This window comes from Mesorhizobium sp. P171375 (assembly GCF_057786075.1).
Window position 1 is genome coordinate 1,900,373 of the sequence record NZ_JBYNWF010000001.1, and the last position, 14,058, is coordinate 1,914,430.

Below are 14,058 nucleotides of genomic sequence, written 5' to 3' on the forward strand. Positions count from 1 at the left end.
CAATTCAGGCGGCCACCAGGATTTCGTTGATGCGCTTCTCCAACTCCTGAGGCCGCCGACCGGCCTTCTCCATCATGGTGGCGAGGAACCAGCGGATGTCGCCCACCGTGTCGAATCGCATGCTCAGCCTGCCGATGAGTCGCTTCGTATCCACGAACCTGAGAAGCCAACGCCACTTGTCCTCGTCCGGACCTGGGGACGAGTCCACGATGGCGTCGAGAAGCGGTCGGACAGCCGCGGCAGCCGCCAGGCCGTTCTCGTGCGTGAAAGCCTCCAGCTCCTTCTCGCACTCGGCTTCGAGCTCTTCGGCGAGCTTGTGCACTAGGTGGTTCGACGCGCGATTGATGCCGGCCACATGACATGCCACGAAAAGCCGCTGCACGAGCAGGAGGTTCTCAATCTCTACCAATGCACGCTCGAGCGCCGCCCTACATTCCGCCTCGGTCCCTTTTCCCGATCGTGTGAAGGACTTCACTAGATCGGCCATTAGGTCGGGCTCCAGTAGATAGGCTTCGATTTCCCAACGGCGGGTCGTATAGAACTCCTCGTTCCACGTCGCCGCCTCGAAAACGGCATCATCGAGCGCGAAGAGGTTATCCCAGTCGCGGTGTCGGAAAAGCCAGTCCCGGTCCACGAAACCGAACGCAGGTATCTTGTCCACCTCACGACTCTTTTTGACCGCGGCGGCCACCGCGGTGCATCCTGAGCCCTGCACGAGGTCGTTGGCCTGGACGAAATCGACGCGGTCCATGTAGCTAGCGAACCAATACCGCTCGAACAGCCGCAAGTCGTCGACGCCTTCGAGCACGATGCGTGGCAGGCCTAGATGGGTAGCACCGATCTGCCGTTCGTCGTCGAACTCGTCGAACATGACCACATTGTCAGTCATCGTCCGACCTGAACTTGGCTTTGACGAGACAGCCGCTCTTGAAGAGCCCGTCCTCGACTGTCTTCGGAGCCAGAAGCCGCATCGAGTCCGTCTGGTGCGAGGTCAGCACGAAACTCAGCCCGTCGCGCTCTTGCGCCCAACTCTTTAGGATGTTGATGAGGCGACGGCGCATCACGGTATGCAGATGCTGTTCGGTCTCGTCGATCAGCACGATCGTTGAACCGGTCATGTGTGCGGCGATACGGATGGCCAACTGGACCAGTTGCCGTTCGCCGCTGCTGAGCTGGTCGAGCCGATGACGGTCTCCGCTCGCGGTCTCCACGGGGATCGACAGTTCGTTGCGATCAACGGCACCCAGACGCTTCGTTCCCTTGAACACAACGTCGTCCACGATCTCCCGGCAGATCTTTTCCCGGTCGTCGCCGAGCCAGGCGAACCACACGAGCAGGTTCTCGATGGACTCGGCCCAGTTCGTGCCGTCTGGACCGAACAGATGGGCGGGCGAATAGCCCAGGGATTTGGGACGCACGATGGAGCGGTTTTCGTGCGGCGCCCGACGCAGGCCTCGGTCGGAATGGAAATACAGCACCGTCGGCAGGGCCATCGAGGTGCCCCAAAGCGACAGCGGATGCTGGTCTAGGCTCTGGATTATCGCCTCGGCGAATTCGAGCGCCAGCGGGGAGGACGAGTTGGATCGCTCGACAGGGCCGTAGCCGAGCCTTTTGCCGAAGAAAAGCAGTTGCTGGTCCTCGTACACTCCGATGCGCTCGCACTCCGCGGGCGTCCAAAATTTCAGCGGTTTGTCCGCCCCCGCCACCATCGAGATCAGGTGCATAACCGACCGGCGCCCGTCGTCAAGCTGGACTAGCGCGTCGAGCTGGATCGCACCTTTTCCGCTATCGAGCGCCTCGTGGCCGTAAGCCTCGCTTGTGCGCGCCCGCAGCAAGGACATAGCGCAGTAGATGGCGTCGAGGATGGTGGTCTTGCCCGCGCCGTTCTTTCCCATGATCAGGAAGACGTTGGTGGGGTTGCCTGTCGGATCCAGGAACGGGATGAACGTCTTTCCCAGCAAAGGGCCGACGTCGACGGTAGAAATGCCCACCAGAGAGAATTTGGTCGGTCTGTTCATGTGTGCCTCGAATTGGCCGCGGCTACGGCTCGCTTCACATCGGCGACGTCCACACGCGCGCCGTGTGCCCGGAGAAGCGGTCTCCCGGCCAGCTTAATGAGCATGTCGCCACGCATCATCAAGTCTTCGGCGCCGGACTCGTCAAGAATGATCCTAGAGTCCGAGGACTTTTGGACCGTCAACGCGATGCGACTGGGTATGTTGGCCCTAAGTAGACCGGGGAAAGTAGCTGCTTCCGGTCGCTGGGTCGCCAGCAGGAGGTGGATGCCGACAGCCCTGGCCTTCTGGGCAATACGGACCAGTGGCTCTTCCGCGCCGATGCGCGACATCAGAAAATCGGCGAGCTCGTCCACAACGACCACGAGCCGTCTCATCGGACTGCCGGCGGCACGTGCCTCCGCAATGTTCCGGGCGCCGAATTCTCTTAGACGCTCCTGTCGCGCGTCCATCTCCTCAACGACGGCACGCAGCATTTCCACGGCAGCCCCCATCTCGGTAACGACCTTTTCGCCACGCAACAGTTTGAGCCCGTCGTACTCCGCAAAGTCTACGCCTTTCGGGTCGATCATGAGCAACTCGGGCGGGTTGTCCGAAGCCAGCATCGACAGAAGGATGGCGTTCATGCAGACTGACTTGCCGCTGCCGGTGGCGCCGGCCACGAACATGTGCGGCGCCTCGACGAAGTCGAACACGACGGGTTCGCCGATAACGTCGACGCCTGGGCATACCGCCAACGCCGCATCGGAGGACATGAACGCCTCAACCAGCGGAGGCCACGGCACGTCGCGCCATGCGCCGGACGGCCGGGGAATGTCGAGCACGACCCGCCGCTCGCCGGGTTCGCGACCGAAAGCGATCGTACCCGTACCCAGACCGATGGCGAAGGCCAGATCCTCGAGGCCGCGGCGAAGTCTGTCGTAGTCCTCGACGCCGCCCAAGGTCAGCCTGTGACGAGAGAGGCGGGGTCCTGAAATGGGCTCGCCGATCGGGTTCGCGTCTACGCCGATCTGCTGTAGTCCCTTCTTGAGGATATCGAACTGTACGTCGCCCTTGTTGGGCGAGTGATCGTCGTCGACCGACGGCCGGAAGTAGAGGCTGTCTAGGATGACATCGTGGAAACTAGTACCCGGCAGCCAGCTTTCATGCAGCAGTTCCATACCACGACGCGCGTGGCGCTGCAGCACCTCGACATACAGGTCGTGGTTCTCGAACAGGTCCTCGTCCCGGCGAAGGGACAATAGCAGCGCGAAGGCGTCGTCGTAATCGGGTTGTTTCGCGCGACCGGTTATCTGCTCCAGATGCAACTCGCTCGGCGATTTCGGCATGGCCTTGTAGCGCTCGTCCGGTTCGTCGCTCTCCTGTAGGGAGCGGGCGATGGCGATGCGGACAATCCACCAGTAGACGCCGCGCCTGCCGTCCTGCATCAGACCGTCGTCGATGATCCGCTCGAAAAAGGCGCGCTCCTCGACGGTGAAATAGATGCTGTCCTTCATAGCTCCACCGGCATCAGCTTGGCGGTCTCGCCGCCCTCGTTGTCGATGCGGTATCGGCGCCGGATATGCTCACCGAGCAGATCGTCGGCCATCTCAGTGAATTCGGTGTCGGTCGGCAATAGGATTAGAGGCGCGCCAGCCTCAGGAAAATAGTCACGCATTAGGAGGTTGCGGTTGGTGGAGTCGATACGGCCCAGGGGCGTGTCGACGATCACCGGGATGGATCGGGCGGCCTCCTCCTTCAGCGCCCAAAGCATCGACATGGCGATGAGTTGGCGCATGCCTGCCGAGATGCTGTGGCGCGAGACCTCCTCGCCGTCCTGGTCGAAGTAGCTCATGATGAATTGTCCGTCGAGGCGGACGCTTTTCACCAATTCACTGGGCGCGAGCAGGATGGCCACCTTTTGGTTCACTCGATCCTCCACGGACTGTCGGATGCGTGAGCGCCGCAGTTCAAGATAGCGTTCGAGGGCGCGCTTAGCCCGGAGAGCGAACCGATAACCTACGTCCAGCTCCATGGAGACTTTGTACTCCTTCATCTCCTGGGCGGCGCGTTCGTCGTGGCCAACGGCTTCGTGGGCAAAGCCCTTTTCGTCCACCAGTGCCTTGGCTGACCGCTGCATCGCGTCGCGAATCGCTTCTCCCATTCTAATAATCTCGGCGGTGATTTCCTCATACCGCGCTCGAGCCTCGTCGGTGCTCAGCTCCGCTTCGTCCAGCTCCTTGCGCAATCTACGCGTCTCGGTGACCAGTTCGCGCATGCGACGAAGTTGCGCACGTTCCTCGGCGAAGTCGGCGGCTCCGCGCCTTCTCCAGACTAGGAATTGGTCGCGCAGCGCCTTGGTCTTCTTGGCGCTTAGCGACGCCAACACCGGATGCTGATCGCCGGACACAACGCCGAGCGTTCGCAACGATTCCCTAATGTCGTTCTGCAGGTCAGTCTGCTGCTTGGCATTCAGCGTCACCGGATCCTCGATCGTGGTGAGGCTGCGTACCGTCATGGCCGGCAATTCCGCATGTAATCTCCCGGCCAGGCTCGCGTCGGCCGTGGTCTGGCGGTCCAAAACGGCGAAGGCCTCATCCACAAGGCGTGGCTGGGTACGGAATACGATCTCGAGCGGCAGGCGTTCCGCTAATTCGTCTGCAAGGGTCTGACGTTGGGTTGCCAGGACTTCCAACCGGTCGTGGAAGCGCTTCGCCTCGCTTTCCGAAAGGGTGCCGCTGCGCAAACGTTGCCGTTCCCCATCGAGCCGAGCGCGCCTCGCCTCCAGATCAAGCAGTTCTTCCTCGGCAGCCACCCGTGCTCGCGCCTGGACGGCCTCGTTGGCGCGAGCCTCTCGGGCGGCGTTTTCCGCCTCAACGACGCTTTTCATGACGTCGACAGGCAAACGCGCCCGGCTTCGGCGGTTGGCGTCGTCGTTCACCTTATCGATCAGGTGTGCTACGAAGTGCAGCCCTAAAAGACGTTCGATCTCGCCGGCCTCGCGTCCGATCTCCGCGTCGGCGAGCGACTGCACCTGCTCGCCGTCAAAAAAGAAGAAGGGCACCAATTCGCGCGGGAGCATTGCCTGCAGCGCGTCTTCCGCAGCGTTGCCATCAAGCGGCGAACTTACCGGGCCGAATTCGACCAGTTCGGAGTATGCCGAAAAGCTCTTCTGGCCAACGAAAGTGCGGCGCGCCCGATGCACCACGCCGCCTTCGGTCCAGCACAACGACACGCTAGCACGGTTATGCCCCTGCTGCCGCGCGGTCTTGTTGAACACCCCGGTCCAACGTCCGGGCTGGCCAAGAACATATTGTTTATCTGTAAGCGCGGTGCGCGAGAAGCCTACCCGCCGCAGAGACTCGTCCTGCGCGCCCGCGAAGAGGAGTTTCGCGCTGTTGAGCAGGCTAGTTTTTCCGGCGCCGTTGCGCCCCTTGATGAGCACTATGTTGCGCTTACCATCCTGCGTCTCGGAGAGGTCCACCGAGCAGATCCCGTTATAGGCGAACATATTCTCGATATCAAAGGAAACGAACTTCAATCCTTCGACCCCAGCCCAGCTGAAATGACTTCTTCGACCCTTCGGGTCAAGCGCGACTTGGCGCTGCGGGCGGACATGTTCGGGAATTCGCTTTCGAGATCCAACAACGCCTGCACGGTCACCGGCGGTAGCTCGAACTCGCGGGACACCCGCTCGATCAACTTGTCCTCTGCTTCGGATATGTTAGACATCTTAGCCCCCGTAGCACCCAATACCACGAAATCCTTATGTTGTATGAATTTTCAGACCCAAGGGCATACAATGGCTTCAATATTTTTCTGACGGCTAGCAGCTCTCGTCGGCTGTTTCAGTGTCCGGTGACCGGCTGACGGCCACGAGTTCGCCTGTGGCGTGCCAGGCTTGCTCCAGGAATTCACCCCTGCCGTAGTCTTGCCGCTGGAGCACCATTGATGAACGGCAGCTATTCCATTCAGCATGTTCAACAGCCGACAGGCCACTGTCGGCCCCACAGCCGCCGGGCTGCAATGCGCCTCATGCACGAACATGACCTAATCGCGGGAGCGGTGGCCCCACCAAAGCTGTGGCGGTGGTGTTCGGAGCTCTAGCCGGCTGGCTACCCCCGGTAGGATGAAAAACGGGCTCACGATGGACACCGGGCCAGGCATCGAACGGAGGACAGCCATGGAGCAGCATATCGGTCTCGATGTATCCATGAAAGAGACGGCAATTTCGATCCGGCAGGGCGGCAAAAGGATGCTGGCGGGGCAAGTGCGCGTCCGACCCGCAACTACTCGCGGCGCTGATCCCCAAGCGCGCACCGTATGTCCTGCGGGTGATATTCGAAGCGGGGCCGCTTCGGTGTGGTTCTACCATGGCCGCACCGCGGCGCTCGGCAGTCACGTCGAGGCCTGCGAAGACTGTGGCCAGTGGCGCATCGCCTCCGGCCGCGGATATGGCTAGCCGATCGGGAGGCCGACCTGCTGCCGGTCGGCTACTTCCATGTCGTGTTCACTCAGCCCGCCGAGGTCGCGCCATCGCGTTCGGGAACAAGGCGCTGGTCTATGACCTGCTGTTCAAGGCCACATCGGAGACGATGCTGACGATCGCGGCGCACCTCGGCGCGCGTCGACATCACCGCCGTGCTCCACATATCGGGATCGGCAATGACCCACAATCCCATATCCACCTGACCGTGCCGGGCGGCGGCATTGCGCCGGACGGACGCCGGTGGATATCGTCGCGGCCGGCCTACCTTCTCCCGGTGAGAGTACTGGGCAAGCTGTTCCGCCGTCTGTTCTTGACCCGGCTGGTCGCGGACAAGAAGGCCGACCCCTTGGCGACGGGATCTGATCCGGGGGTTCTTCCTCGTTCAACCTCGCCGTCGTCTTTTTACGAACCAGCGGGTTGCCGGTCACCTACATACAGTAGTCCAGGGGCGAAACAGGGTCAGCGGGAACGAAGCGAATCAAGCCTTAGGAACCCATTTTGCGTAAAGGCTCTTCGAGGCCGTGGGAACCGTCTTGGCGTCAACGAGAGCGATGAGAGAGCGGAATCGCTTCTCGCAGCCGCGGTTCGAGTTAATGCGACTTGCTACGAGGGTCGAGGCCTTCGGTAGATCCAGCATCAGCTTGACCTCGTTTGGCGAGAACGACTTGACCATCTCATTGTAGGATGGCGACGCCGCGTTCGAGACGCCGTATGAGTTGCCAGTCGCTGCCGTCACCACTGCCTCCACAAAAGTGGCCTGCGCTGTTTCCGGAACGCGGTTTTTCCGCGACAGCTTGAGGAGCCGATCGGCGAAGGGCGGCTCGTTATGGAAGTTATCCCAGCCATTATGCACACTTAAGAGCTTCCTACTCGCTGAGGTAAAGATACTGTGGACCTCGGCTTCGCTCAGCAGCGATAATTGACCAAGTGTCTCGAAGAACTGCAGAGAAGCCTTCTGACGGGCTTCGTCGCCTTTTGCCTTATAGTCCTGGTGTCGATCCACCAGCGCCGACCTGGTCCGGGGGCTCAGGTCGTTACTGAACAATTCGCAGATTGCGATGGCGTTCAGGCGGGCTTCCTCTCCCGACGCTGGGTCACAGTAGATGCCATGTAACATGACGAAGATCAGCTCGCGCTGGGCCTCGAATGTTTCCTGGATACGGCGTTCCCATTCTTGCCGTTGATCCTTCTTGAACTTCGTTGCTTTCAGCGCGGCGAGCAGGGACTTTGTGTCCACCCCCTTAGGGTTGTGGGCGCTCGAGAGCGCATGCTTCTGGCAGCGGCTTAGAAAGCTCAGGAACTCGTCTTCGTCGACCGTCCCCGCAGCTGGGTGTGCGATAGAGAAACTATTGCGTGTGGCCCTGCACTGGTCGAGGAAGAAGAAGTCGTCGTCACCGATCAGGTTGAGCTTACGGCAGAGGTCGAGCAGCTCGGCGTCCTTGAGGTCGAGGAGCGTGTCCTCGTCGAAGGACTTGTCGTCGAGGATCTGAGGGACGACGTTGATGCCGAACCGTCGCACCTTGTCACGCAGTTCCACCACGGCCGCGTTCCAAGCATAGTTGATGGCCGCGTCGAACAGACCGCTGGCGACTGCGACACACATTTTGACGATCCGCTCATCGCGCAGGTGCGGAGGGATCTTCTTGATCAGGCGTGGGAGCTGGGACCAAGCATGGGCTATCTGGTCGTCCTCGGCGAGCACATTGCGGGGGATTCCCAACGCGGCGGTAAGTTGGGCTAGCATGGGCGAGGAGAGAGGGGTCACGTCGGGCAGTGTGACGGCGGGTAGGTCGGTCTTTGGCTTAACTAGGGCGTTGCTCATACCTACTCCTTGCATCGACGAGACCATCTCGCCTCATCGGTAGTCTTTAGCCGAAACAGAGTGAGGTCAGCCGACGCGTGCGGCCTTTGTGCGATTACGTCCACCTGCCACTCTTTTAACGCTAGGCACGGAGACGGCTTTGGGAGCCACGACGTTGCCGAGCCGCTCTATACGGAAGGGCGCGCGCGAGGGAAGGTGAACGACTAGTTCGAGTTGCCCCCCGATCGCCTCGATGTAGCTTTTAAGAGTAGACAAGTACATGTCCGTTTGTTTCTCGATCTTCGAGACCGAAGGCTGCTTTATCTTGAGCACCGAAGCGATTTCGGCTTGGGCCCTTCCAGCCGCACGCCGCAACTCACCGAGAGTCTCGACTTCTCCCCTTAACTCTTCGAAACGCGCGTCGACCCGCTCCCGACGATCCTCGGGGAGCGCAGCGATTAGGTCGTCAAGCTTGCGTCCCATCACTTCTTCTCCTTCTTCGCCGCCGCCAAACGGTCGAGATGCCCTTGATAGCGCTTGTGCGCCTTGGCGATCAGACCTTTATAGAAGCGCTTCTCACTCACGCCCGACTTATCGCCGGCGACGAGCAGGATTGCCTTCCGCTTCCGGTCGAATGCGAACGCAACCCGCCAGACACCATCATCAGCGTCGAAGCGAAGTTCTTTCATGTTCGCGAAGGACGAGTCATTCAAGGTATCCGCATGCGGTCGCCCCAGCTGGGGCCCGAACACACCGAGCAGCTTAGCCGAGGCCAATAGCTCATCTTGGACTGTCTGGGGCAACGCCTCGAACTCCCCATCGAACTCATCGCCAAAAACGACTTCCCAAGCCATATATAGCTCCCAGGCTATCTGGTCAATATCATCAAGCTGCCAAACGATAGTCTGCGGCCGAAACAAGGTGCGCGGGGTCGAGGATAATCCGGCCGCCGTTGACACGACTGGCAATTCGCGACCTGCCTGCGCTATCGAGCGGCATCGTCACCGCCGTTCTGACGGGCATGGCGGGCGCGTAGCTGGTCGCTTGCCCAGAATCCCGGCTTGTCGTGAAGGATATGACCGCCAGCAAGCGTTCCATCGCGCCGGCAGCGCTCACCGTCGCCAAATGGAAACCGGTGCCGGCGAGGTTCGCATGTTTGGCGGGGAAGGTCGCGTGGCCCGGAGGTGAAGCCGGCGAGGCGCTTGCGCTGGTCCATGCGTAATGGTGGGGAGGATCGCGCCGCGCCGTGCATGCGATTGGACCTCTCGTCCGGCTGCGCTGCTGAGATCTCTCCTGTCAGCTGGTCTAGGTTTCGCGCTTCGGGCCGAGCAGGAAAACTATGAGGGCAGCCACGAACGTGGCAACAGCACTGTAGGCAATGGCGCTGGTAATCCCCGCATTCTCCACCAATAGTCCGCCGAAAATCGCGCCGGCTGCGATTGCCACTTGGAATACTGTGACCAGCAGCACACCGGCGCTTTGGGCCTGCTCGGGAACGGCCCTCCGTACCATCCACGTCTGCAATCCCACTGGCACCGCGCCGAAGGCAAACCCCCACGCGGCAACAGCTATCGCCGAGGCCAAGGCCGATGCCCCCGCCGTCAGCAGCGAAACAGCGGCTATCGCTATGAGCAGCGGTGCAAGGGCCGCGACTGCCTTGAGATTGTACTCGGCCAGAAGCCCGCCGGCCAAATTGCCGAAGAATCCGCAGATGCCAAAAGCCAGCAACACGAGGGAGATCGTCTCGACATCCAGCGCGGGAATCTTCTCGAGGAAGGCGCGGATATAGGTGATTCCGGCGAAGTGGCCGGAAGCGACCAGCAGGACGACCAAAAGCGCAATTTTGACCATCGGAATCTTGGCTACATCCAGCAGGTTGCGGAAGCTAGCCACTCCAATCGGAGGCAGCCTCGGAATGGTTAGGAGCTGCACGAGCAGTGTAGCGACGCCGCCGGCTGCGGCGAGCATGAAGGCGCTTCGCCATCCCCAGATTTCGCCGACATAAGCGCCGATTGGAGCTGCGCAGACGGTAGCTACGGAAACGCCGGTGAGGATGATCGACATAGCGCGCGGCAGGAGGTGGCTTGGAACGAGCCGCATCGCCAGTGCTGCCGACATCGACCAGAAGCCTCCGAGCGCTATGCCGAGCACGACGCGTGCAGTCAGGAGAACCGCCAGCGACCACGCGCCGGCCGCCAGAACGTCCGACAGGATCAGCAGCAGCGTCATGGTCCACATGACGGTCCTGCGGTCCAGGCGCTTTGTGATGATGGCCACCGTCGGCGCCGAGATCGCCCCGACGATAGCTGTCGCCGTCATCGCCTGTCCAGCCGCTCCCTCGCTGATACCGAGATCATGCGCGAGGGGCGTGAGCAGGCTGACAGGCAGAAACTCTGCCGTGACCAACCCGAAGGTGCCCAAGGAAAGCGAAATGATGGCACCCCATGCGGGACCAGACGGTGGGACGGGCTTTTCTGGGTCTTGCAGAACAGCGTTCATGACGCCTGCTGCGGATCGGGTCATGAACGAAGTCTCCACTTTGATGCAATGCAACGTGATGTTGGCTGCCTTGACCCAAATCTAAAAACACAAGCGCATTTCCCGGCGGCGTTGCACGGAGGAGGGGATGTTCATTGCTTCGCGATACTTTGTGACGGTGCGGCGCGCAACATCAATGCCGGTTTCCTTCAGCCGGACAGCGATGTCCTCGTCGGAAAGCACGTCGCCGGGAGATTCTGCGGCAATGATCGCTTTGATCCGATGCCGGACAGCTTCGGCGGAGTGCGCATCGCCGCCTTGGCAGGACGCGATCGCGACGGTGAAAAAATACTTCAGTTCAAAGACGCCGCGCGGGGTAAGCATGTACTTGTTCGAGGTCACCCGGCTTACCGTCGACTCGTGCACGCCGATCGCGTCAGCGACCGTTCTGAGATTGAGAGGCCGCAGGTGGGCGACGCCATGTTCCAAAAAGGCATCCTGCTGACGCACGATTTCAGCCGCAACCTTAACAATCGTCTTGGCGCGCTGATCGAGGCTGCGGATTAGCCAGTTCGCGTTTTGCAAGCATTCGTCGAGAAATGCTTGATCTTTCGAATTTTGGACAGTTTGACGCGTGACTTCGGCATAGTAGGTTTGGTTGATCAGCAGCTTCGGCAGCGTGGCGGGATCAAGTTCGATCTGCCACCCGCCTTGCGGCGAGGGCGTGACCCAGACGTCGGGTATGATTGATTCAGACGCACCGGATTCGAATCTGTTCCCAGGCTTGGGATCGAGCGCCCGAACCTCATGCATCATATCGAGAAGGTCTTCTTCATCGACGCCACAATGCTGTTTCAGCGCCTCAAAATCGCGTCGCGCAAGCATTTCAAGGTTGGCAACCAAAGCTGCCATTGCCGGGTCGAGCCGGTTTCGCTGGCGCAACTGGATCTCGAGGCATTCTCTGAGATTTCGCGCAAAAACTCCCGGTGGATCAAATTGCTGCAGCGTTCCGAGAACCCGTTCCACAACAGCCTCACAGACATTCAGGCTCTCTGCCAGCTCCAAAAGGTTTGCCCGAAGGTAGGCAGTGTCTTCCAGATCGGCGGCAAGCTGGCCAGCGATCAGCCGCTCCTGTGGTGTGAACGCAGTGAGGGCGATCTGACGAGCGACATGGTCGTGCAATGTTTCGGCGAGGGTGGCAAACTCGTCGAGGGAAGGGCCATTGCCCGGCGGGTTGTTGGTGGTGTTGCGAAGTGATTTCCATTGCCCGAGCCGTTCAGGCGACCCTGCCCCGGTCGGACCTTCAACGGCGTTTGCCCCAAAGCCGACAGGCTGATCCGCTCCCGAAATCGAAGCATCGTCAAAAGGCCCGCCATCGTTTGACGCAGATTCCAAGAGCGGGTTCTTCTCGATTTCCCCCTCCACGAACTGATGCAGTTCGGTATGCGCCAGTTGCAGCAAGCGAATCGACTCAATGAGTTGAGGCGATGCGACGATGGATTGCTTCTGGCGCTGAAACAGGCTTGCTGAAGATTGCATGGTGTGTGCGATAATCCCGTCGAGGAGCCTCTTGGGGCCTGCAATGGCGCCAGTGAGACGTTTTCTAGGTCATGCGGCGGCTTTCATCGTTTCGAGAACGTTTTGCGGGGATGAGACGCCATACGGGTCGGCCTCGCAGTTGTCGGAGAAACCTTCCTCCTCGAACCAGTGCTCCACCACGCCATTGTTGATCAGGGCGGCGTAGCGCCATGAGCGCATCCCGAATCCGAGATTGTCCTTGGCAACCAGCATGCCCATCTTGCGTGTGAACTCGCCTGAGCCATCGGGGATGAGCTGGACCTGCTTCAGGCCCAAGGACTTCCCCCACGCATTCATGACAAAGGCATCGTTGACTGAGAGGCAGTAAATCGCGTCAATTCCCTGCTTCGCAAACTCATCATAGAGCTCTTCGAACTTGGGCAATTGGTAGGTCGAGCAGGTCGGGGTGAAGGCGCCAGGCAGCGAGAACAGGATGACCCGCTTGCCGGCAAAGTAGTCGTCAGATGTTTTTTCTTGCCAGCGATATGGATTTGGCCCCTGGACTGACTTATCGTGAACACGCGTGAGAAAGGTGACGAAGGGAACTTTGTTTCGAACTGTCATCAAGTTGCTCCTGAAGAAGACTGCGCTGAATTCTGGCAGAGGCTGGCGCAATACCGGGCAAAGGCTCGTATCCCCGGCACGGATGAGGGCCTCGCGGCTCGCAACCTCCTTTTTTTCCCTCCCGACGTATGGGAACGTCTTGGCGGTTGATCTTGGCCACCCGAACGCAATCGATCTGAGCGAGCTGGACACCGTCGAGCCGGTTGCTTTCCACGGCTATGGCGCCGGAAGCGGGATCGGTCACTAGCGATAGTGCGTTTGGAAAAGGGATAGCGGCCGGAAGGAGCCAATATCGCAAAGCATGTGGGGGCCTGAAATGTCACTTCACGCAACAGACCCGCTTCACTGGATTCCGCGTCACTGGACTGGTTCAGCATGTTGTCGATATGTGGCAGTGACCCGCCGGCTTTGGCTTGGGTGACGACCCTTTGACAAGGCTTTTCGGCACTCACATGCTGAACAGAACCGGCAAACCGCATTTGCGCGCGCTGCCCGTGTTGGCGTGCCGGCATCGGACCAGCCATGCGCAAAGCGGCCATCCAGAACGGACTTCCGGAGGAGACGATGCCCCGATGTTCAGCTGCAAGGGGCACCGTCTCCTCAGGCCACGGTCTGGAGCTTCGCGTATCGGGCATGGCACAAGTCGCTTTCATCGTGATTTGATGGTGCTCTAACCAGGAGCAGCAAGCGGCGTGCCATTTGGAATAGAGGTGCCGTTGGACCGCCCCTCCTTCTCGGAGGCCGTGTCTTGGAAGATCGGGCGCGCGCTTTAACCGCCTCGTCACACAGGCAACAACGATGCTGTGTGGTGCGGATATTCGGCGCTTCGGCCCCGGCTGGGCAAAGAAGACCGGAAGCCGAGCCGATGCACTACCTTAGGCTGGCGGGCACTCCAGTCATTGCGTAGCGTGTGCCGCTAGCATTCATGGGTGCGCAGGCACCGCGAACACGCGCCTTTCGCGGCAACATGAGCGCGCGCTCTTGGGCAAGCGCCTTGGCCCCGTGAGGATCGAATTCCCCAATCGTGTCTGTTTGCCGCCCTCTTATGTTCGAAACTGGACCAGAATGTCGCAAGCCCGACCTAAAGGTCGCCGAGGCGTTCTGTCCGACACTGTTCGGTCGCCTTTGTTGGCCCGCGACACCGGCCTATTTCG

Annotated in this window: 11 protein-coding genes and 1 pseudogene; 1 reads left to right on the plus strand and 11 read right to left on the minus strand. The window is 60.4% G+C overall.

The annotated features are described in order from the left end of the window. Window positions 1–4 precede the first annotated feature (4 nt). The 5 genes from ACYHH6_RS09155 to ACYHH6_RS09175 are packed head-to-tail and all read right to left on the minus strand — an operon-like array spanning window position 5 to window position 5,726. The gene (locus ACYHH6_RS09155) at window positions 5–889 is read right to left on the minus strand and encodes a hypothetical protein (RefSeq protein WP_352592318.1); all 885 of its coding nucleotides are present in this window, start codon (window positions 887–889) and stop codon (window positions 5–7) included. Next, window positions 882–2,018 carry an AAA family ATPase gene (locus ACYHH6_RS09160; RefSeq protein WP_352504637.1) on the minus strand — a complete coding sequence of 379 codons (1,137 nt, stop codon included), beginning with the start codon at window positions 2,016–2,018 and terminating at the stop codon, window positions 882–884. The genes ACYHH6_RS09155 and ACYHH6_RS09160 overlap by 8 nt, the downstream gene beginning before the upstream one ends. Next, window positions 2,015–3,511 (minus strand): FtsK/SpoIIIE domain-containing protein, encoded by a 1,497-nt coding sequence (locus ACYHH6_RS09165; RefSeq protein ID WP_352592314.1) that lies wholly within the window; start codon window positions 3,509–3,511, stop codon window positions 2,015–2,017. The genes ACYHH6_RS09160 and ACYHH6_RS09165 overlap by 4 nt, the downstream gene beginning before the upstream one ends. Next, window positions 3,508–5,535 carry a hypothetical protein gene (locus ACYHH6_RS09170; protein ID WP_352592307.1) on the minus strand — a complete coding sequence of 676 codons (2,028 nt, stop codon included), beginning with the start codon at window positions 5,533–5,535 and terminating at the stop codon, window positions 3,508–3,510. Before ACYHH6_RS09170 ends, ACYHH6_RS09165 begins: the two co-directional genes overlap by 4 nt. Then, window positions 5,532–5,726 carry a hypothetical protein gene (locus tag ACYHH6_RS09175; RefSeq protein WP_124998072.1) on the minus strand — a complete coding sequence of 65 codons (195 nt, stop codon included), beginning with the start codon at window positions 5,724–5,726 and terminating at the stop codon, window positions 5,532–5,534. The genes ACYHH6_RS09170 and ACYHH6_RS09175 overlap by 4 nt, the downstream gene beginning before the upstream one ends. A gap of 451 nt (window positions 5,727–6,177) precedes the next feature. Between ACYHH6_RS09175 and ACYHH6_RS09180 the strand changes: the two are divergent. Continuing rightward, window positions 6,178–6,806, plus strand: a pseudogene (locus ACYHH6_RS09180) (transposase); the annotation flags it as partial. Between the two features lie 155 nt (window positions 6,807–6,961). Here ACYHH6_RS09180 and ACYHH6_RS09185 read toward each other — a convergent pair. From ACYHH6_RS09185 to ACYHH6_RS09210, 6 genes are all read right to left on the minus strand, one after another. Next, window positions 6,962–8,305 carry a hypothetical protein gene (locus ACYHH6_RS09185; protein WP_488500424.1) on the minus strand — a complete coding sequence of 448 codons (1,344 nt, stop codon included), beginning with the start codon at window positions 8,303–8,305 and terminating at the stop codon, window positions 6,962–6,964. A gap of 66 nt (window positions 8,306–8,371) precedes the next feature. Continuing rightward, window positions 8,372–8,767 (minus strand): XRE family transcriptional regulator, encoded by a 396-nt coding sequence (locus ACYHH6_RS09190; RefSeq protein ID WP_352592299.1) that lies wholly within the window; start codon window positions 8,765–8,767, stop codon window positions 8,372–8,374. Beyond that, entirely contained in the window at window positions 8,767–9,138 is a 372-nt protein-coding gene (locus ACYHH6_RS09195; protein WP_352592296.1) for a type II toxin-antitoxin system RelE/ParE family toxin, read from the minus strand. The genes ACYHH6_RS09190 and ACYHH6_RS09195 overlap by 1 nt, the downstream gene beginning before the upstream one ends. 451 nt (window positions 9,139–9,589) lie before the next feature. Further along, the gene (locus ACYHH6_RS09200) at window positions 9,590–10,807 is read right to left on the minus strand and encodes an MFS transporter (RefSeq protein ID WP_352592293.1); all 1,218 of its coding nucleotides are present in this window, start codon (window positions 10,805–10,807) and stop codon (window positions 9,590–9,592) included. Between the two features lie 57 nt (window positions 10,808–10,864). After that, window positions 10,865–12,301 (minus strand): RNA polymerase factor sigma-54, encoded by a 1,437-nt coding sequence (rpoN, locus tag ACYHH6_RS09205; RefSeq protein WP_352592290.1) that lies wholly within the window; start codon window positions 12,299–12,301, stop codon window positions 10,865–10,867. Between the two features lie 69 nt (window positions 12,302–12,370). Continuing rightward, window positions 12,371–12,904, minus strand: a complete 534-nt coding sequence (locus ACYHH6_RS09210; RefSeq protein ID WP_023741921.1) for a peroxiredoxin — start codon at window positions 12,902–12,904, stop codon at window positions 12,371–12,373. Between the last annotated feature and the right edge of the window lie 1,154 nt (window positions 12,905–14,058).